17 protein-coding genes are annotated in these 19238 nt (G+C 60.2%); 14 read left to right on the forward strand and 3 right to left on the reverse strand.

The features are described 5' to 3' along the window. Window positions 1–20 precede the first annotated feature (20 nt). The 6 genes from tilS to ispD all read left to right on the forward strand — a co-directional run bounded on the left by tilS (window position 21) and on the right by ispD (window position 6704). Window positions 21–1322 (forward strand): tRNA lysidine(34) synthetase TilS, encoded by a 1302-nt coding sequence (gene tilS, locus T3A99_RS21820; RefSeq protein ID WP_322834794.1) that lies wholly within the window; start codon window positions 21–23, stop codon window positions 1320–1322. 298 nt (window positions 1323–1620) lie between these two features. After that, the gene (locus tag T3A99_RS21825) at window positions 1621–3252 is read left to right on the forward strand and encodes a CTP synthase (protein WP_047227576.1); all 1632 of its coding nucleotides are present in this window, start codon (window positions 1621–1623) and stop codon (window positions 3250–3252) included. Window positions 3253–3256: 4 nt separating this feature from the next. Then, entirely contained in the window at window positions 3257–4102 is an 846-nt protein-coding gene (kdsA, locus tag T3A99_RS21830; RefSeq protein ID WP_047227577.1) for a 3-deoxy-8-phosphooctulonate synthase, read from the forward strand. A gap of 159 nt (window positions 4103–4261) precedes the next feature. Then, window positions 4262–5551: a phosphopyruvate hydratase gene (gene eno / locus T3A99_RS21835; protein ID WP_047227578.1), complete on the forward strand. Its 1290-nt coding sequence runs from the start codon at window positions 4262–4264 to the stop codon at window positions 5549–5551. A 170-nt stretch (window positions 5552–5721) separates the two neighbouring features. Next, entirely contained in the window at window positions 5722–6000 is a 279-nt protein-coding gene (gene ftsB, locus T3A99_RS21840) for a cell division protein FtsB (RefSeq protein ID WP_047227579.1), read from the forward strand. Beyond that, the gene (ispD, locus tag T3A99_RS21845; protein WP_288912099.1) at window positions 5997–6704 is read left to right on the forward strand and encodes a 2-C-methyl-D-erythritol 4-phosphate cytidylyltransferase; all 708 of its coding nucleotides are present in this window, start codon (window positions 5997–5999) and stop codon (window positions 6702–6704) included. The genes ftsB and ispD overlap by 4 nt, the downstream gene beginning before the upstream one ends. 135 nt (window positions 6705–6839) lie before the next feature. On the opposite strand, the gene T3A99_RS21850 is transcribed toward ispD, so the two are convergent. Continuing rightward, window positions 6840–7736, reverse strand: a complete 897-nt coding sequence (locus T3A99_RS21850) for a LysR substrate-binding domain-containing protein (protein WP_047227581.1) — start codon at window positions 7734–7736, stop codon at window positions 6840–6842. A 107-nt stretch (window positions 7737–7843) separates the two neighbouring features. Between T3A99_RS21850 and T3A99_RS21855 the strand changes: the two genes are divergently transcribed. The 8 genes from T3A99_RS21855 to rpoS all read left to right on the forward strand — a co-directional run bounded on the left by T3A99_RS21855 (window position 7844) and on the right by rpoS (window position 15035). Beyond that, entirely contained in the window at window positions 7844–8956 is a 1113-nt protein-coding gene (locus T3A99_RS21855) for an S-(hydroxymethyl)glutathione dehydrogenase/class III alcohol dehydrogenase (RefSeq protein ID WP_025212132.1), read from the forward strand. An 8-nt stretch (window positions 8957–8964) separates the two neighbouring features. After that, window positions 8965–9813: an S-formylglutathione hydrolase gene (gene fghA / locus T3A99_RS21860; RefSeq protein WP_047227582.1), complete on the forward strand. Its 849-nt coding sequence runs from the start codon at window positions 8965–8967 to the stop codon at window positions 9811–9813. Window positions 9814–9906: 93 nt separating this feature from the next. Next, window positions 9907–10380, forward strand: a complete 474-nt coding sequence (gene ispF, locus T3A99_RS21865) for a 2-C-methyl-D-erythritol 2,4-cyclodiphosphate synthase (RefSeq protein ID WP_076386175.1) — start codon at window positions 9907–9909, stop codon at window positions 10378–10380. Further along, a complete protein-coding gene (truD, locus tag T3A99_RS21870; RefSeq protein WP_047227584.1) occupies window positions 10377–11435 on the forward strand; it encodes a tRNA pseudouridine(13) synthase TruD in 1059 nt (352 codons plus the stop codon). The genes ispF and truD overlap by 4 nt, the downstream gene beginning before the upstream one ends. Then, complete coding sequence (gene surE, locus T3A99_RS21875; RefSeq protein ID WP_047227585.1) at window positions 11423–12172, forward strand: 5'/3'-nucleotidase SurE; 750 nt, start codon at window positions 11423–11425, stop codon at window positions 12170–12172. Before truD ends, surE begins: the two co-directional genes overlap by 13 nt. Before the next feature lie 41 nt (window positions 12173–12213). Continuing rightward, window positions 12214–12849, forward strand: a complete 636-nt coding sequence (locus T3A99_RS21880; RefSeq protein ID WP_171061419.1) for a protein-L-isoaspartate(D-aspartate) O-methyltransferase — start codon at window positions 12214–12216, stop codon at window positions 12847–12849. Window positions 12850–13075: 226 nt separating this feature from the next. Continuing rightward, window positions 13076–13921, forward strand: coding sequence for a peptidoglycan DD-metalloendopeptidase family protein (locus tag T3A99_RS21885; RefSeq protein ID WP_047227587.1), 846 nt, complete (start codon window positions 13076–13078; stop codon window positions 13919–13921). Between the two features lie 106 nt (window positions 13922–14027). Beyond that, complete coding sequence (rpoS, locus tag T3A99_RS21890) at window positions 14028–15035, forward strand: RNA polymerase sigma factor RpoS (protein ID WP_047227588.1); 1008 nt, start codon at window positions 14028–14030, stop codon at window positions 15033–15035. Window positions 15036–15531: 496 nt separating this feature from the next. Here the strand turns inward: rpoS and fdxA are convergent, their stop codons facing one another. Together fdxA and mutS are read right to left on the reverse strand one after the other, a co-directional pair. Beyond that, complete coding sequence (gene fdxA / locus T3A99_RS21895) at window positions 15532–15855, reverse strand: ferredoxin FdxA (protein ID WP_076386173.1); 324 nt, start codon at window positions 15853–15855, stop codon at window positions 15532–15534. Window positions 15856–15997: 142 nt separating this feature from the next. After that, on the reverse strand, window positions 15998–18577 hold the full coding sequence (mutS, locus tag T3A99_RS21900) for a DNA mismatch repair protein MutS (RefSeq protein ID WP_076386171.1): 2580 nt from the start codon (window positions 18575–18577) through the stop codon (window positions 15998–16000). Between the last annotated feature and the right edge of the window lie 661 nt (window positions 18578–19238).

The following is a 19238-nucleotide window of genomic DNA, read 5'->3' on the forward strand; positions in this document are numbered from 1 at the left end:
TTGTGCCAAGGCTGACTCCTATGAACCCAAGCGCGGATCTGCCAACCCGGCTCCTCACACAGCTATCCCCCTGGCGCAACGCCGTCACCTGGCGCATCGCCTTCTCCGGTGGCCTCGATTCCACCGTCCTGCTGCACCTGCTCGCGTCTCTCTCCAAAAATGAAGCCCTGCCACCGTTACGTGCTGTCCACGTCCATCATGGCCTTCAGGCTGTGGCCGATGCATGGCCGGACCATTGTCGCTCGGTCTGCAAGGCCCTTGGGGTGCCGCTGGAAGTAGTGAACGTGCAAGTCCCGGCCGGTGCCAGCGTCGAGCGTGCCGCCCGGGAGGCGCGCTATGCTGCCTTCGTGGCGCTGCTCCACAGCAATGAAGTGCTACTCACCGGTCAACATCGCGACGATCAGGCTGAAACCCTGTTGTTTCGTTTGTTGCGTGGGGCAGGGGTGAGGGGCTTGTCGGCGATGCCTCGGCAGCGTCCTCTGGGCCAGGGGTACTTGCTGCGACCCTTGCTCGATGTGTCCCGGGCGGAGCTGGAAGCCTACGCGACGCAACAGGGCTTGAACTGGATCGAAGACCCTTCCAACGACGATCACCGGTACGCGCGCAATTTCCTGCGCCAGCGAATTTTCCCGGTATTGACCGAGCAGTGGCCCCAAGCCTCGACGACCTTCGCCCGCAGCGCTGCGCACCTGAGTGAGGCCCAAGGCTTGCTGGATGACCTGGCGCGAATCGATCTGGATCGAGCCATCACGCCCTGCGCGTTCGACTGGCTTGGGTTGCGGTCGCTTGAGTTGGCCCCGTTGCGAGCCTTGTCGCCGGCCCGTCAGCGTAATGCGTTGAGTCATTGGCTGGCGTCGATGACAACGCTGCCCGACAGTGACCATTGGTCTGGCTGGGACTCGTTGCGCGATGCAGCGGACGATGCCCGGCCGATCTGGCGGCTGGCCGGTGGCGAACTGCACCGCGCCGGCGGGCGCGTCTGGTGGTTATCCGACCGCTGGCTGCGACCGGCCGCAGGCCCCGTAGAATGGACGCTGACTGCTCAAGCATTGACCCTGCCAGACAACGGCACGGTGACCCTCGACGGTAAAATGCCCGACGGACCGCTCTGCGTCCGCTATCGTCAGGGAGGTGAAGCCATGATGTTGCCTGGTCGTGGTCACCGGGACCTCAAGCGTTTGCTCAACGAAAGAGGCGTGCCGGCGTTTGCGCGCGGTCGATTGCCGCTGCTGTATCGGGACGAGCAATTGCTGGCAGTGGCTGGCTTACCAGGACTCGACAGCGGCATTGATGGCAACTGGCAACTGATCTGGCAGCCATGAAACCAAGATCTGGGTTTGAGCTGAAAGGGGCTTTCCGGTAGACTACGCTCCCTTCTTGATACAACTTCTGTGGATTCGCCTGAATTGCAGGAGTTGCCGATTACCAAGCAGTCTTTGCTGGGCGATTCCAAAAAATGTGTAGCGAGCAACGTACCGGTGATTTCACTTCCGGTCTGTCCCAACGCGGCGGTTTTTTTGAAAGGTGCACTGTGATTAATGCAGGTGATCGGGGGCTTCGGCCTTCCTTCGCTTTCCCCGGCGGCTCGGACCGCTTTAACGCAGACTTCTAGGGTTTTTCATGACGCGCTACATATTCGTCACGGGCGGTGTTGTTTCTTCATTGGGGAAAGGCATTGCCTCGGCTTCATTGGCGGCCATCCTGGAGGCGCGGGGACTTAAGGTCACCATGCTCAAGCTGGACCCGTACATCAACGTCGACCCGGGCACCATGAGCCCGTTCCAGCACGGTGAAGTGTTCGTCACCCACGACGGCGCCGAGACCGACCTGGACCTGGGCCACTACGAGCGGTTCATCCGCACGACCATGACCCAGAACAACAACTTCACCACCGGCCGTGTCTACGAGCACGTGCTGCGCAAAGAGCGCCGTGGTGATTACCTGGGGGCGACCATCCAGGTCATCCCGCACATCACCGACGAAATCAAGCGCCGCATCATCAAGGGTGCCGGCGACGCCGACGTGGCGATGGTCGAAATCGGCGGCACGGTGGGTGACATCGAGTCCCAGCCATTCCTCGAAGCCATCCGCCAGTTGCGTTTCGAAATCGGTGCCAAGCGCGCGATGCTGATGCACCTGACCCTGGTTCCGTACATCGCCACCGCTGGCGAAACCAAGACCAAGCCCACCCAGCACTCGGTCAAGGAACTGCGTTCCATCGGCCTGCAGCCGGATGTGCTGATCTGCCGCTCCGATCATCCGATCGATATCTCTTCGCGGCGCAAGATCGCCCAGTTCACCAACGTTGAAGAGCGTGCGGTGATCGGCCTGGAAGACGCTGACACCATCTACAAGATCCCGGGCATCCTGCACTCCCAGGGCCTGGACGATTTCGTCGTCGAGCGTTTCGGCTTGCAGTGCGCCAGCGCCGACCTGTCCGAATGGGAAGCGGTGGTCGATGCCAAGCTCAACCCGGAACACGAAGTCACCATCGCCATGGTCGGCAAGTACATGGAGCTGCTGGATGCCTACAAGTCGCTGATCGAGGCGATGAGTCACGCCGGTATCAGCAACCGTACCAAGGTCAACCTGCGCTATATCGACTCTGAAGACATCGAGAACCAGGGCACCGGTCTGCTCGAAGGCGCCGATGCGATCCTCGTGCCGGGCGGTTTTGGCCTGCGGGGCGTGGAAGGCAAGATCACCGCTGTTCAATACGCTCGCGAAAACAAGGTGCCTTACCTGGGCATCTGCCTGGGCATGCAAGTGGCGGTCATTGAGTTCGCCCGTAACGTGATGGGCTGGAAGGACGCCAACTCCACCGAATTCGATCGCGCCAGCGGTCACCCGGTCGTGGGCCTGATCACCGAGTGGGAAGATGCCACCGGCGCCGTGGAAGTACGCACCGAAGCCTCCGACCTGGGCGGCACCATGCGTCTCGGTGCCCAGGAATGCCTGCTTGAAGCCGGCTCCAAGGTGCACGATTGCTACGCCAAGGATGTGATCGTCGAGCGTCACCGCCATCGCTACGAAGTGAACAACAACCTGCTGCCGCAACTGATCGAGGCCGGCCTGAAAATCTCCGGTCGTTCCGGTGACGGCGCGCTGGTGGAGGTGGTCGAAGCCCCGGATCATCCATGGTTCGTTGCTTGCCAGTTTCACCCCGAGTTCACCTCGACGCCACGGGACGGCCACCCGCTGTTCAGTGGTTTCGTGAAAGCCGCATTGGCTCAACACCAGAAGAAGGCATAAAACGATGGCCCAGAAGATCATTCGCGTCGGCGACATCGAGATTGCCAACGACAAGCCCATGGTGCTGTTCGGCGGCATGAACGTACTGGAAAGCCGCGACATGGCGATGCAGGTCTGCGAGGAGTACGTGAAGGTCACCCAGAAGCTGGGCATCCCTTATGTCTTCAAGGCCAGTTTCGACAAGGCCAATCGCTCGTCCGTGACCTCTTACCGTGGCCCGGGCCTGGAAGAGGGCATGCGCATCTTCCAGGACATCAAGCAAGCCTTCGGCGTGCCGATCATCACCGACGTCCACGAGCCTGCCCAGGCCGCAGTGGTCGCTGAGGTCTGCGACATCATCCAGCTGCCGGCCTTCCTGTCGCGCCAGACCGACCTGGTGGTCGCGATGGCCAAGACCGGTGCGGTGATCAACATCAAGAAAGCCCAGTTCCTCGCGCCCCAGGAAATGAAGCACATCCTGAGCAAGTGCGAAGAGGCCGGCAATGACCAGTTGATCCTCTGCGAGCGGGGTTCGAGCTTCGGCTACAACAACCTGGTGGTGGACATGCTTGGTTTCGGCATCATGAAGCAGTTCGAATACCCGGTGTTCTTCGACGTGACCCACGCGCTGCAAATGCCCGGTGGTCGTTCCGATTCCGCAGGGGGGCGTCGCGCCCAGGTCACCGACCTGGCCAAGGCCGGCATGAGCCAGTCCCTGGCAGGTCTGTTCCTCGAGGCCCACCCGGACCCGGACAATGCCAAGTGTGATGGCCCTTGTGCCTTGCGCTTGAACAAGCTGGAACCCTTCTTGTCTCAGCTCAAGGCGTTGGACGAACTGGTCAAGAGTTTTCCGACGATAGAAACCGCGTAACGCGGTTTTCTCCGGTAAAGTACCGCTCGATTATCGCTCTGGCCCGCTGGCCGCACTGCTTTTGTGGGAGCATGGCTTGCCAGCGATGACGTCCTTCGGGACCGTCGTCGGCAAGCCTTACTGTTACAGCGTTTCGTCAACTTTGGAGTGTTTACAACAATGGCAAAAATCGTCGACATCAAAGGTCGTGAAGTTCTCGACTCCCGTGGCAACCCCACTGTTGAAGCGGACGTGCTTCTCGACAACGGTATCATCGGCAGCGCCTGCGCGCCGTCCGGTGCTTCCACTGGCTCGCGCGAAGCGCTGGAGCTGCGTGATGGCGACAAGAGCCGTTACCTGGGCAAGGGCGTGCTCAAAGCCGTCGCCAACATCAACGGTCCGATCCGTGACCTGTTGCTGGGCAAGGATCCTGCCGACCAGAAAGCCCTCGATCACGCGATGATCAAGCTCGACGGTACCGAAAACAAAGCCACCCTGGGCGCCAACGCGATCCTCGCCGTGTCCCTGGCCGCTGCCAAGGCTGCCGCCCAGGACCAGGACCTGCCGCTGTACGCACACATCGCCAACCTCAACGGTACCCCGGGTGTCTACTCGATGCCGGTGCCGATGATGAACATCATCAACGGTGGCGAGCACGCCGATAACAACGTCGACATCCAGGAATTCATGGTCCAGCCAGTGGGCGCCAAGTCCTTCTCCGAAGGCCTGCGCATGGGCACCGAGATTTTCCATCACCTCAAGGCTGTGCTGAAGGCCCGTGGCCTGAGCACTGCCGTTGGCGACGAAGGCGGTTTCGCACCGAACCTGGCGTCCAACGAAGACGCACTGAAAGTGATCTCCGAAGCCGTGGCCAACGCCGGTTACAAATTGGGCACCGACGTGACCCTGGCCCTGGACTGCGCGGCCAGTGAGTTCTTCGAAGACGGCAAGTACAACCTGTCCGGTGAAGGCCAGGTGTTCACCGCCGAAGGTTTTGCCGATTACCTCAAGGGCCTGACCGAGCGCTACCCGATCATCTCCATCGAAGATGGCCTGGACGAGTCCGACTGGGCCGGCTGGAAAATCCTCACCGACAAGATCGGCGAAAAAACCCAGCTGGTAGGCGACGACCTGTTCGTCACCAACACCAAGATCCTGAAAGAAGGCATCGACAAAAAGATCGCCAACTCGATCCTGATCAAGTTCAACCAGATCGGCACCCTGACCGAAACCCTGGAAGCCATCCAGATGGCCAAGGCCGCCGGCTACACTGCCGTGATCTCCCACCGCTCCGGCGAAACCGAAGATTCGACCATTGCCGACCTGGCCGTGGGCACTGCGGCAGGCCAGATCAAGACCGGTTCGCTGTGCCGTTCCGATCGCGTCTCCAAGTACAACCAACTGCTGCGTATTGAAGAGCAGTTGAACGGCAAGGCCAAGTACAACGGTCGTGCCGAGTTTCGCGGTTAAGCGGTAGATGGTAAAAAGACACCGGATGATGTCAAAAAAGTCGCAATAGCGGCGGTTTTGCCTCTAATCTGATGCCTTATCAAGCACAAGCCTGGTTTTTCCAGGCTTCGTGCTATCAGACGCTTCAAAGTGTGGCATGGCTGTCTTTTTCACTGGAAACCTGAGATTCGATGCGCAGTCCCAATTGGTTGTTTCTTGTCTTGCTCCTGTTGCTGGCTGGCCTGCAGTACCGCCTTTGGGTGGGTAATGGCAGCCTGGCGCAAGTGGCGGACCTGACTCAGCAGATTGCCGAACAGCATGCCGAAAACGAGGCGTTGCTGGAGCGTAACCGGGTGATGGACGCCGAAGTCAGTGAACTGAAAAAAGGCATGGAGACCGTTGAAGAGCGGGCTCGCCATGAACTGGGCATGGTTAAAGAGGGCGAAACCCTCTACCAGTTGGCCCAATGAGTATCCGTTTGCCGGCCTTCTGGGCCGTGATTCCTGCCGCGGGCGTTGGAGCCCGTATGGCTGCGGACCGTCCCAAGCAATACCTGCAACTGGGCGGACGCACAATTCTCGAACACAGCCTTGGCTGTTTCCTCGATCATCCGACCGTAAAAGGCGTGGTGGTCAGTGTTGCCCACGATGACCCTTATTGGCCGACCCTGGCCTGCGCCAGCGATACACGCATCCAGCGCGTGGACGGTGGCGAACAACGTTCGGATTCGGTGCTCAATGCCTTGCTGCATCTTCACGGACAGGGTGCCGATGATCACGACTGGGTCTTGGTGCACGACGCCGCCCGGCCCAACCTGGCCCGGGACGATCTGGACACATTGCTCAGGGAACTGGCGAATGATCCGGTCGGCGGCCTCCTGGCTGTGCCGGCGCGTGACACCCTCAAGCGAGTCGACAAGCACGGCCGTGTAGTGGAAACCGTTGACCGCAGCGTCATCTGGCAAGCCTATACACCGCAAATGTTTCGTCTCGGTGCCCTGCACCGCGCCCTGGCTGACAGCCTGGTGGCCGATGCCATGATTACCGACGAAGCGTCCGCCATGGAATGGGCGGGGCAAGCGCCACGCCTGATCGAAGGGCGGGCCGATAACCTCAAGGTCACACGCCCTGAGGATCTGGAGTGGTTGCGCCAGCGTTGGGCGAATCGCCATTAAGTGGAATCGCCATCGCGATCAGGCTCGCCCCCACAAGGGACTTTGGCTGTACACAAAATTTGTAGCCGCTGAAGATCCAGTGTGGGAGCGAGCCTGCTCGCGATAGCAATCGCTCAGATAACATAAAGACCAGTGTTACCCCCGATACTCCGGCCGCTGCGCCAACCCCTCCTTCAAGTAATCCACCAACTTGCGCACCTTCGGCGACAAATGCCGTTGCTGCGGATACAACGCCCACACCGCTGTATTCGGCGGCTGGTGAGCCTCTAACAGCGATATCAACGCCCCGCTGTGCAAATGCTCCAACACGTAATAATCCGGCAACTGACACAATCCCACCCCTTGCAAAGCCGCATCCAGCACCGCCTGCCCGCTGTTACAACGCCAGTTTCCCTGCACTCGTTGGGAAAATTCCCGCCCGTTCTGCTCCAGTTGCCAGAGGTCGGAGCTGCCGATCAGGCAATTGTGGCGGCTCAATTCCGACAAGCTATGGGGGCGACCGTAGCGCTCCAGGTAGGACGCCGATGCGCACAGGTACATGCGCCGTGGCGCCAGGCGCGTGGCAACCAGGCGCGAGTCCTGCAAACGGCCCAGGCGAATCGCCAGGTCCAGGCCTTCGTGAACCAGATCGAGGGGGCGGTTGCTCAGTTCGATGTCCACCCGCAATTGCGGATAAAGCGTCATGAACCGTGTCACCAGCGGCACAATGAACCGCTCGCCGTAGGCCACGGCACAGGTCATGCGCAACATGCCCTTGGGTTCGCTGGTGAGGTCGCCCACCGCCCGCAGTGCTTCTTCGCGTCCGTCCTGCAGGCGCTGGCAATGCTGCAAGAACGTCTGGCCGGCCTCGGTCAGAGTGACCCGGCGGGTACTGCGATACAGCAGTCGTGTCTGCAGACGCTCTTCAAGCCGTACTATTTGTCGACTGATGTGGGAAGACGAAACCCCCAGGCGTTCGGCGGCGGCGGTGAATTGGCTGCATTCGGCCACGGCGACGAATTCGTCAATGCCCTCCCAGCGGTTATCGGACATGAATGATTATCCCTGTGCAGCAATAATGTTTTGCTTTTGGTTGGATTATTCATCGTCCGGTGAGGGATTACACTCCCTGTCTTGTTTTTATTTGCTGGAGACTCCCCATGATCAAGTCACGCGCGGCCGTTGCCTTCGAGGCCAAGAAACCCCTGGAAATCGTTGAAGTCGACGTCGCCATGCCCAAGGCGGGCGAAGTGTTGCTGCGCGTGGTGGCCTCGGGTGTCTGCCACACCGATGCCTACACCTTGTCGGGCGCCGACCCGGAAGGGATCTTCCCGTCGATCCTCGGCCATGAAGGCGGCGCTATTGTCGAGGCCATCGGCGAAGGCGTGACGTCGGTGGCGGTGGGCGATCACGTCATTCCGCTGTACACGCCGGAATGCGGGCAGTGCAAGTTCTGTAAGTCGGGCAAGACCAACCTGTGTCAGGCGATTCGCGCCACCCAAGGCAAAGGCTTGATGCCAGATGGCACCTCGCGCTTTTCCTACAAGGGGGAGACGATTTTCCACTACATGGGGACCTCGACGTTCTCCGAATACACCGTATTGCCAGAAATTTCCGTGGCGAAAATCCCCAAAGAAGCGCCGCTGGAAAAAGTCTGCCTGCTGGGTTGCGGCGTCACCACCGGTATCGGCGCGGTCCTCAACACCGCCAAGGTCAAGCCAGGTGACACCGTGGCGATCTTCGGCCTGGGCGGCATTGGCCTGTCGGCGGTGATTGGTGCGGTGAAAGCCAAGGCATCGCGCATCATTGCCATCGACATCAACCCGGCCAAGTTCGAAATCGCCAAGCAACTGGGCGCCACCGATTGCGTCAACCCAAAAGATTTCGACCGTCCGATCCAGGAAGTCATCGTCGACATGACGGACGGCGGCGTGGATTTTTCCTTTGAGTGCATCGGCAATGTGCAACTGATGCGCGCCGCATTGGAATGCTGCCACAAGGGCTGGGGCGAGTCGGTGATCATCGGTGTGGCCGGGGCCGGCCAGGAAATCGCCACCCGTCCATTCCAGTTGGTGACCGGGCGCGTCTGGCGCGGTTCGGCGTTTGGCGGTGTGCGCGGGCGCAGCGAATTGCCAAGCTACGTGGAAATGGCCGAGAAGGGCGAGATTCCGCTGGATACCTTCATCACCCATACCATGGGCCTGGAAGATATCAACAAGGCGTTCGACCTGATGCATGAAGGCAAGAGCATCCGTACCGTTATTCATTTCTGAGGTCGGTCATGAGTCTTGAAAACATTTCCTGCCAGAAAAGCTTCGGCGGCTGGCACAAGCGTTACCGGCATCGTTCCGAAGTGCTTGGTTGTGACATGGTGTTTGCCGTGTACCTGCCGCCCCAGGCCGAGCAGGGCGGCAAGTTGCCTGTGGTGTATTGGTTGTCCGGGTTGACCTGCACCGACGAGAACTTCATGCAAAAGGCCGGCGCCCAGCGCATGGCTGCCGAACTGGGCCTGATTATTGTCGCGCCGGACACCAGCCCGCGCGGCGCCGACGTGCCGGGCGATCCGGACGGTGCCTGGGACTTTGGCCTGGGTGCGGGGTTTTATCTGAACGCCACGCAGGAACCGTGGGCGCGGCACTATCGGATGCATGACTACGTGGTGCAGGAATTGCCGGCCTTGGTCGAAGCGCATTTCCCGGCCTCGGATAAGCGCGGCATCAGTGGTCACTCCATGGGTGGCCACGGCGCGCTGGTCTGCGCTTTGCGTAACCCAGGGCGTTACCGCTCGGTGTCGGCATTTTCGCCGATCAACAATCCGATGGATTGCCCGTGGGGCCAGAAGGCGTTTTCTCGTTATCTGGGGGAAGACCGCTCGAAGTGGCGTGAGTGGGATGCCTGTGCATTGATCGCCGAAGCTGGCGAAAAGCTGCCGTTGCTGGTGGATCAGGGCGATCGCGATGATTTCCTGGCCAACCAGCTCAAGCCCGAAGCTTTGCAGCAAGCGGCCAAGGCTGCCGGTCATCCGTTGGAGTTGCGCCTGCAACCGGGCTACGACCACAGCTACTTCTTCATCGCCAGCTTCATTGAGGATCACTTGCAACATCATGCCCACGCTTTAGGGGGCTCTTAGTCTGTTTCCCCTTGGCGAGGGAGCTAATTGAGGGCGCTCCCCACGCTGAATGCAGGTAGAATCACGCCCTGACAAAAATCGGGGCGTTTTTTTATGCGTATTGGCCACGGCTACGATGTTCACCGTTTCGCTGAAGGCGACTTCATTACTCTGGGCGGCGTGCGTATTGCACACAGCTTCGGGCTGCTCGCGCATTCTGACGGTGACGTCCTGCTGCACGCCTTGAGCGACGCCTTGCTTGGCGCGGCCGCGCTGGGGGATATTGGTAAACATTTCCCCGACACCGACCCGCAGTTCAAGGGCGCCGACAGCCGGGTGCTGCTGCGCCATGTGGTCTCGCTGATCCACGCCAAGGGCTGGAAAGTCGGCAATGTCGATAACACCATCGTCGCCCAGGCGCCAAAAATGGCGCCACACATCGAAACGATGCGTCGGTTGATTGCCGAGGACCTGCAAGTTGAGCTGGACCAGGTCAACGTGAAAGCCACCACCACCGAGAAACTTGGTTTCGTCGGTCGCGAAGAAGGCATTGCCGTTCATAGCGTTGCCTTGTTGCTGCGCCCATGACCGAACTGGAACTATTAGGCCCCCGTGCCTACGGCGAGTCGCTGGGCAGCGCAGTACTCAAGGCCACTGCTGAAGATTTTCAGGTCGACGAAGTGCTCGACATCCCGCTCACGGGCGAAGGCGAGCACCTTTGGATCTGGGTTGAAAAACGCGGTTTGAACACTGAAGAGGCGGCTCGGCGAATTGCCAAGGCCGCCGGCGTATCGTTGCGCACCGTCAGTTATGCCGGTCTCAAGGACCGCCAGGCGCTGACCCGCCAGTGGTTCAGCGTCCAGTTGCCGGGCAAGGCCGACCCGGACCTGTCGGCGGCCGAAAACGAAACGCTGAAGATCCTCAAGACCGGTCGCCATAAGCGCAAGCTGCAACGCGGCGCGCATTCGGCCAATGGCTTTACTTTGCGCCTGACCCAGTTCAAGGGCGACCCAGCGGCGATCGATGCGCGTCTGCAACAGATCGCCCGTCTGGGCATTCCCAATTATTTCGGCGCCCAGCGCTTCGGGCATGACGGCGGTAACCTCGTCGATGCCCGCGCCTGGGCGGCGCGCAAGGCTTTGCCGGAACAGCGCAATGTGCGTTCGCGGCTGTTGTCCACCGCCCGCAGTTTTCTCTTCAACCGGGTGTTGGCGGCTCGGGTGGCCGATGGCACCTGGCAGCACGCGCAGGTGGGCGACTTGCTGGCCTTCACCGACAGCCGCAGTTTTTTCCCCGCCGGCGAGGCCGAGTGCAGTGACCCACGCCTGGCGATTCTCGACCTGCACCCCACCGGGCCGCAGTGGGGCGAGGGACCTTCGCCTGCCGCCGGCGCGGTCCATGATCTGGAGCAGGCCATCGCCGAGGCGGAGGCCGATCTGCGCGACTGGTTGATAAACGCGGGAATGAGTCACGAACGTCGCATCCTGCGACTGCCCATTGGCGGCCTGTCGTGGCATTATCCCTCGCCTGACATTCTGCAACTGGAATTCGTCCTGCCGGCCGGATGTTTCGCCACTGTCTTGGTGCGCGAACTCGTCGATCTGGTGCCGGTGGGGCAGACGGACAGCCCATGCGTATTCTGATTTCTAACGACGACGGGGTGACAGCACCCGGCCTTGCCGCGCTTTATGCTGCGCTGGCGGATTTTGCCGAATGCGTGGTCATCGCCCCGGACCAGGACAAAAGCGGCGCCAGCAGTTCGCTGACGCTCGACCGACCATTACACCCGTGCTACCTGGATAATGGTTTCATCAGCCTCAACGGCACCCCGACCGACTGCGTGCACCTGGGCCTGAACGGCTTGCTGGAGCGCGAGCCGGACATGGTGGTTTCGGGCATCAACCTGGGGGCCAACCTGGGGGATGACGTGCTTTATTCCGGCACTGTGGCCGCCGCCCTTGAGGGCCGTTTCCTCGGGCATCCGTCGTTTGCCTTTTCGTTTGTTTCGCGGCAAGTCGATAATCTGCCTACTGCCGCCTACTTCGCTCGCAAGTTGGTCGAGGCCCATGGCGAGCTGGACCTGCCACCGCGCACGGTGCTGAACGTGAATATTCCGAACCTGCCACTGGATCACATCCGAGGCATCCAGCTCACTCGCCTGGGTCATCGTGCCCGCGCGGCCAAGCCCATGCAGGTGGTCGATCCCCGGGGCAAGGCCGGTTACTGGATCGCCGCCGCCGGTGATGCCGAGGATGGCGGGCCGGGCACCGATTTTCATGCAGTGATGCAAGGCTATGTCTCGATAACGCCGTTGCAGCTGGATCGGACCTTCAACGATGCTTTTCGAACGCTCGATGGCTGGCTGGAGGGGCTGCGCTGATGGCTCGCGAGCAAGACGATATACTGCGCCGCGGAATCGGCATGACCTCCCAGCGTACCCGGGAGCGCCTGATTCAACGGCTCTATGAAGAAGGCCTTTCCAACGCCCAGGTGCTGGAAGTGATTCGCCGCACCCCACGGCATTTGTTCGTCGATGAAGCCTTGGCCCATCGCGCCTACGAAGACACCGCATTGCCGATCGGCCACAACCAGACCATTTCCCAGCCTTATATGGTGGCCCGCATGAGCGAGTTGCTGCTGGAGGCGGGGCCGCTGGACAAGGTGCTGGAGATTGGCACCGGTTCGGGTTACCAGACGGCGGTGTTGTCGCAGCTGGTGGAGCGGGTATTTTCCGTGGAGCGGATCAAGGTGCTGCAGGATCGCGCCAAGGAACGCCTGGTGGAACTGAACCTGCGCAATGTGGTGTTTCGCTGGGGCGATGGCTGGGAAGGCTGGCCGGCCCTGGCACCTTATAACGGCATCATCGTGACCGCCGTTGCCACTGATGTGCCCCAGGCCTTGCTGGATCAACTGGCGCCCGGCGGCCGGCTGGTCATTCCGGTGGGGGCTGGTGAAGTTCAGCAGTTGATGCTGATCGTGCGCGAAGAACAGGGTTTTTCTCGCCACGTGCTGGGGGCGGTTCGGTTCGTTCCGTTGCTTAACGGGCCATTGGCCTGAGCATTTATAAACAGACGCTGAATTCCGTGGCGTGGGTTGTGTCTTACACCGGCGCTGATCAATTAACCGTTGATTGGTTAAACGGATTGCAACGGCGTCGAGCAAACGTGTGCGGCAGCGCCTCGCGCTTCATTAATAGAGGTGGGGTTGCGGCCAGCTGTATTTGTAATACCGTTGCCTGCACAGGCAGTTTCCAATTTTTCAACCACCACAAAGGGAGCGGCGGGTGAGTCTCACAGTCATTGCGCAGCGTATGGGTATCACGAGCTTTCAGCGCCTGGTGACTGGCCTTGTCTTGAGTACCTTGCTGGTCGGTTGCTCCAGTACCCCGTCGGGTAACGTCCGGGTTGTCGATCGCACCAACGCAACGCCTCAACGTCCTACAGTAACGACCGGTCAGTATGTAGTCCGTCGCGGTGATACGCTGTTTTCCATCGCTTTTCGCTATGGCTGGGACTACAAAGCCCTCGCAGCGCGAAACAACATTCCTGCGCCTTATACGATTCATCCGGGTCAGAGAATTCGCTTTGATGGGCGCAGTGGTTCAACGCCTACCGCGGTGGTGACTCAGTCCGGTTCGACGGCTTCGTCGTCGAGTAGAACCACGGTGATTCAACGTCCGGTCGGTGCCGCAACGGCAACAGTACCGTCCGTCGCGAGCAAACCGACACCTGCTCCTACCCCCGCGCCAGGCCCCAGCCCGAGCGGCTGGGGATGGCCTTCTAATGGCGTTCTTATTGGAAAATTCTCTTCAAACGGTAGTTTGAATAAAGGAATTGATATCGCCGGGGATTTGGGACAGCCTGTTTTAGCCGCGTCTGATGGCACGGTTGTGTACGCCGGGAGTGGTTTAAGGGGCTACGGCGAACTCGTGATCATCAAACACAGCGATACCTACGTCAGTGCCTACGGTCACAACCGCAGGCTGTTGGTTCGGGAGGGGCAGCAGGTCAAGGTCGGGCAAAAAATTGCCGAAATGGGATCAACGGGAACGGACCGGGTGAAACTGCATTTTGAGATTCGCCGACAAGGTAAGCCAGTCGATCCGCTGCAATTCCTGCCACGTCGTTGATTTGATTGTCAGCCTGTTCCGTCACGTAGAGGGAACAGGCTCCAGCGTTGCCAAGGATAAAGGCGTCGCTTGAGCTTGAGGTCGAACTCACCAAAGGACTATAACAATGGCTCTCAGTAAAGAAGTGCCGGAGTTTGACATCGACGATGAGGTTCTCCTTATGGAGACCGGCATCGCTATGGATTCGATGTCGAATGATGAAGGGGCGACTCCACCTTCCGTTCGTGCCAAATCCAGACACTCCGCTTCGCTTAAACAACATAAGTACATCGACTACACACGGGCGCTGGACGCCACTCAGCTGTACCTCAACGAAATCGGCTTCTCGCCGCTGCTCTCCCCCGAGGAAGAAGTTCATTTTGCGCGTCTGTCGCAAAGTGGCGACCCGGCCGGGCGAAAACGCATGATTGAAAGCAACCTGCGCCTGGTGGTGAAAATCGCCCGACGCTACGTCAATCGTGGCCTATCGCTGCTGGACCTGATCGAAGAGGGTAACCTGGGGCTGATTCGCGCTGTCGAGAAATTCGACCCCGAGCGAGGCTTCCGTTTCTCGACCTACGCGACCTGGTGGATTCGCCAGACCATCGAGCGGGCGATCATGAATCAGACCCGGACCATCCGGTTGCCGATCCATGTGGTCAAGGAGCTGAACGTCTACCTGCGGGCTGCCCGTGAACTCACCCAAAAGCTCGACCACGAACCCTCACCCGAAGAGATCGCCAACCTGCTGGAAAAACCGGTGGGCGAGGTCAAGCGCATGCTTGGGCTCAACGAGCGGGTTTCTTCGGTTGATGTCTCGCTGGGTCCGGACTCGGATAAGACCCTGCTGGACACGCTCACCGATGACCGACCTACCGACCCGTGCGAGCTGCTCCAGGACGATGACTTGTCCCAGAGCATCGACCAGTGGCTCTCGGAGCTCACGGACAAGCAGCGGGAAGTGGTGATTCGCCGCTTCGGCTTGCGCGGTCATGAAAGCAGCACCCTTGAAGATGTGGGCCTGGAAATTGGGCTGACCCGTGAGCGGGTCAGGCAGATTCAGGTCGAAGGACTCAAACGTCTTCGGGAGATCCTGGAGAAGAATGGCCTGTCGAGCGAGTCGTTGTTCCAATAACGGGAACGCACGCGTAATAAGAAAAGCCCCGACTGGTTCGGGGCTTTTTCGTTTCTTTGGCGGCTGTTGCAGCGCTTACTCTGTTTGCCGGCTTGGCGTGTAAGCTTTTGCCTAGTGTTGCGTAAGCGTTTGGTTTCCCGTCGAAGGGATAGACGACTATAAAGGCCGTCGTATTTTTCGTATGTTGTTGATATATAGCTATATTTTTATGTATTTCAGTCCTGTGACGAGGCACGGCGACGGCGTTTGGCCAATTGCACTCGCTGGGGAAAATACTAATATCAGTCCTGTGTCGACGGACAGACACACCTGTCACGGACGATGGGGAAGGAAGGACATCGCAGGATGCGATTCATCAGGACGATGAAAAGGATCAAAGGGATTAGGGAAAAAATGTGGGCGGGTCAAACCGCCCCTTTTTTTTGCCTGCGATTTATTGAATCCGAGAAAACAAAAAGGCCCGCAAGGGGCCTTTTTCAACGAGCGCAGGGTGATATCAGCGTTCGAGGTCTTTGAGCTTGTCTGGTTTGCCATCCCACTCTTTGGCGTCTGGCAACTCGTCTTTCTTTTCGGTGATGTTTGGCCAGATGTCCGCCAGTTCAGCGTTCAGCTCGATGAAGTTCTCCATGCCGGCCGGCACTTCGTCTTCCGAGAAGATGGCATTCGCCGGGCATTCCGGTTCACACAGGGCGCAATCGATGCACTCGTCCGGGTGAATGACCAGGAAGTTCGGCCCTTCGTAAAAGCAGTCCACCGGACAGACTTCTACGCAGTCGGTGTACTTGCACTTGATGCAGTTGTCGGTGACGACGAAGGTCATTTCTAATTCTCTCCTCAGGCGGCGGCAGCGGAACCCCTTCACGGTGGGCTCGCCAGGTTCGGGAGCGATAGTCTGCGGACCAGGCTAATAGTCCGCAGCATCCCAAACCGCGCGAGATTCTACCAGCTTGAACGCCAGTGCGTTAGATCCGTGTCTTCAATGAATAAAGCAATTCAAGTGCCCGACGTGGCGTCAGGTCGTCCAGATCCACTTTGGCCAGTTCATCAAGCACCGGATGCGGCAGGCTGGCGAACAGGTCGCTCTGCTGCGGAGCCGCCGGTTTGCCTTTGCTCGGGCGCGGTGTTTCGTGGGGCAGGCTGGTGGTTTCCAGACGGCTCAGATGCTCGCGCGCACGGCTGATCACTTCGCTGGGGACGCCGGCCAGTTGCGCCACCGCCAGGCCGTAGCTCTGGCTGGCCGGGCCGGGCAGCACATGGTGCAGGAACACGATGCGCTCGTTGTGCTCGGTGGCATTGAGATGCACGTTAGCCACCAGCGGCTGGCTTTCCGGCAGTACGGTGAGTTCGAAATAGTGGGTGGCAAACAGGGTGTACGCCCGCAGGTGCGCCAGCCGTTCGGCCGCTGCCCAAGCCAGGGACAGGCCGTCGAAGGTGCTGGTGCCGCGTCCGACCTCGTCCATCAGCACCAGGCTGCGTTCGGTAGCGTTGTGCAGGATGTTCGCGGTTTCGCTCATTTCCACCATGAAGGTCGAACGCCCGCCGGCCAGGTCATCGCTGGAACCGATGCGGGTAAAGATCCGGTCCACCAGGGACAATTCGCAACTGGCTGCCGGCACGAAACTGCCAATGTGGGCCAGCAGCACGATCAAGGCGGTCTGACGCATGTAGGTGGATTTACCGCCCATGTTCGGACCGGTGATCACCAGCATGCGGGTGTTGTCATCCAGGCTCAGGTCGTTGGCCACGAACGGCGTGGTCAATACCTGTTCGACCACCGGGTGACGACCCTGGGTGATGCGCATGCACGGCTCGCTGACAAACCGCGGGCAGTTGAGGTCCAGGTTCAGCGCGCGTTCGGCCAGGTTGCTCAGCACGTCAAGCTCCGCCAGGGCGCCGGCGGTGTCCTGCAGCGGTGGCAGTTGGCTGATCAAGTCTTCGAGCAGCGCCTCATAGAGCATCTTTTCCCGGGCCAGGGCACGGCTCTTGGCCGACAACGCCTTGTCTTCGAACGCCTTGAGTTCCGGGGTGATGAAACGCTCGGCGCCTTTGAGCGTCTGGCGACGAATGTAGTCAGCCGGCGCCTGTTCGGCCTGTTTGCTCGGCAATTCGATGAAGTAACCGTGGATACGGTTGTAACCGACCTTGAGGTTGGCCAGACCGGTACGGGCTTTTTCCCGGGCTTCGAGGTCGATCAGGAACTGCCCGGCGTTCTCGCTCAGCGATTGCAGTTCGTCGAGTTCGGCGTCGTAGCCGGTTTTCAGCACACCGCCGTCACGGATCACCGCTGGCGGGTTGTCGATAATGGCCTTTTCCAGCAGCGCAGCCAGCTCCGGGTAAGTGCTGGTGGTGCGCGCCAGTTGTTGCAGGTGCGGCGCTTCCAGGTCGGTCATCGCCACCTGAAGCTCGGGCAGGGCGCCGAGGGCATCGCGCAGGCGCGCCAGGTCACGGGGGCGGGCGTTGCGCAGGCCGATACGCGCCAGGATCCGCTCGATGTCCCCGATTTCCTTGAGCTGCGGTTGCAACTGCTCGAAGCGATAACGATCCAGCAGGCAGGTAATGGAGCTCTGACGCGCCAGCAGCACCGTCAGGTCTCGCAGCGGACGGTTCAGCCAACGGGTCAGCAGACGGCTGCCCATGGCGGTCTGGCAGCGATCGACCACCGATTGCAGGGTGTTGTCGCGCCCGCCGGCCAGGTTGGTGTCCAGCTCCAGGTTGCGTCGGCTCGCGCCGTCCAGCACCACGGTGTCATCCAGGCGCTCATGACGCAGGCTGCGCAAGTGGGGCAGGGCGGTGCGCTGGGTTTCCTTGGCGTAAGCCAGCAGGCAGCCGGCAGCGCCAATGGCCAGGGTCAGGTTTTCGCAACCGAAGCCTTTAAGGTCCTGAGTGGAGAACTGCTGACAGAGACTTTTCAGCGCCGAGTCGCGCTCAAAATCCCACGGCGCCCGGCGCCGAACGCCACGGCGTTTTTCCGCCGGCAGGTCTTTGGGCCAGTCATCCGGGATCAGCAACTCCACCGGATTGACCCGCTCCAGCTCCGCCAGGAGGTTTTCCCAGCCCTTGATCTCTAGCACCGAGAAATTGCCGCTGGTGATGTCCAGCACCGCCAGGCCGAACAGGCGCTCATCGCCCAGCACGGCGGCGATCAGGTTGTCCCGGCGTTCATCCAGCAAGGCTTCATCACTGACCGTACCCGGCGTGATGATCCGTACGACTTGGCGTTCCACCGGTCCTTTACTGGTAGCCGGGTCGCCGACCTGCTCGCAGATCACCACCGACTCGCCGAGCTTGACCAGCTTCGCCAGGTAACCTTCCGCCGCGTGGTAAGGAATCCCACACATCGGAATCGCCATGCCCGCCGATTGCCCACGCGCCGTCAGGGTGATGTCCAATAGCTTGGCGGCTTTCTTCGCGTCCTCGTAGAAGATCTCGTAGAAGTCGCCCATGCGGTAGAACATCAGCTGATCGGGGTGCTGATTCTTCAGGCGCCAGTATTGCTGCATCATTGGCGTGTGGCTGGAGAGGTCGTTTACGGCTGTATTCATGGGTGTCAGGGAGGCTCGTTGAAAGGTGTGGGGCAAAAGGAGGGGCATTGGCCCGGCTTTTCCGCGATGGGCGCAAGGTTAACATGGGCAGTCGGGGGGGACCCAGGGATGAGTGTTGTTGGGATCGTATGTATATCCGTTGCTGCGGTAACGGCCTCTTATGGTTCCGCCCTGACGGCGGGTCACTTTCGAAAAGCGCGAAAGTAACCAAAGCGCTTCTGCCCCACCACTCGGCACCTCGCCTAGGCTCGGTGTGCCTGAACGAAGGCATTACTCCGTGGGCCCGCCGCGAAGGGCCATCCATGGCCCAGCGCGGCTAACCCGGCATCCATGCCGGGTTGCCCACTGCGCAATACCTTCGTTCAGCCAGCGTGGTTAACGGGGCGCCCGAGATCAACGTCCTCCGCGAGGCGGCCTGACAGCCGGCCTGGTTCTTCCGGTCGTACACCCATCATATCTGTGGGAGCAAAGCTTGCTCGCGAGGCGGCCTGACAGCCGGCATGGTTCTCCCGGTCGTACTCCGATCCAATTGTGGGAGCGAGCCTGCTCGCGATGACGGCTGCCAATACAACTTAGTTGTAACTGGACTACCGCTATCGCGAGCAAGCTCGCTCCCACAGTGATTACTCGGGCTTCTCTTAGGTCTCGGCTTGCATCATGA

Origin of the sequence: Pseudomonas sp. N-137, assembly GCF_034555295.1 — a bacterium.
In the GTDB taxonomy this organism is placed as follows: domain Bacteria; phylum Pseudomonadota; class Gammaproteobacteria; order Pseudomonadales; family Pseudomonadaceae; genus Aquipseudomonas; species Aquipseudomonas rhizophila.

Bases quoted from the DNA above. Each gene is read 5' to 3' on its own strand.
- tilS (WP_322834794.1), top strand. From the start codon at position 21: ATGAACCCAAGCGCGGATCTGCCAACCCGGCTCCTCACACAGCTATCC.
- T3A99_RS21825 (WP_047227576.1), top strand. From the start codon at position 1,621: ATGACGCGCTACATATTCGTCACGGGCGGTGTTGTTTCTTCATTGGGG.
- kdsA (WP_047227577.1), top strand. From the start codon at position 3,257: ATGGCCCAGAAGATCATTCGCGTCGGCGACATCGAGATTGCCAACGAC.
- eno (WP_047227578.1), top strand. From the start codon at position 4,262: ATGGCAAAAATCGTCGACATCAAAGGTCGTGAAGTTCTCGACTCCCGT.
- ftsB (WP_047227579.1), top strand. From the start codon at position 5,722: ATGCGCAGTCCCAATTGGTTGTTTCTTGTCTTGCTCCTGTTGCTGGCT.
- ispD (WP_288912099.1), top strand. From the start codon at position 5,997: ATGAGTATCCGTTTGCCGGCCTTCTGGGCCGTGATTCCTGCCGCGGGC.
- T3A99_RS21850 (WP_047227581.1), bottom strand. From the start codon at position 7,736: ATGTCCGATAACCGCTGGGAGGGCATTGACGAATTCGTCGCCGTGGCC.
- T3A99_RS21855 (WP_025212132.1), top strand. From the start codon at position 7,844: ATGATCAAGTCACGCGCGGCCGTTGCCTTCGAGGCCAAGAAACCCCTG.
- fghA (WP_047227582.1), top strand. From the start codon at position 8,965: ATGAGTCTTGAAAACATTTCCTGCCAGAAAAGCTTCGGCGGCTGGCAC.
- ispF (WP_076386175.1), top strand. From the start codon at position 9,907: ATGCGTATTGGCCACGGCTACGATGTTCACCGTTTCGCTGAAGGCGAC.
- truD (WP_047227584.1), top strand. From the start codon at position 10,377: ATGACCGAACTGGAACTATTAGGCCCCCGTGCCTACGGCGAGTCGCTG.
- surE (WP_047227585.1), top strand. From the start codon at position 11,423: ATGCGTATTCTGATTTCTAACGACGACGGGGTGACAGCACCCGGCCTT.
- T3A99_RS21880 (WP_171061419.1), top strand. From the start codon at position 12,214: ATGACCTCCCAGCGTACCCGGGAGCGCCTGATTCAACGGCTCTATGAA.
- rpoS (WP_047227588.1), top strand. From the start codon at position 14,028: ATGGCTCTCAGTAAAGAAGTGCCGGAGTTTGACATCGACGATGAGGTT.
- fdxA (WP_076386173.1), bottom strand. From the start codon at position 15,855: ATGACCTTCGTCGTCACCGACAACTGCATCAAGTGCAAGTACACCGAC.
- mutS (WP_076386171.1), bottom strand. From the start codon at position 18,577: ATGAATACAGCCGTAAACGACCTCTCCAGCCACACGCCAATGATGCAG.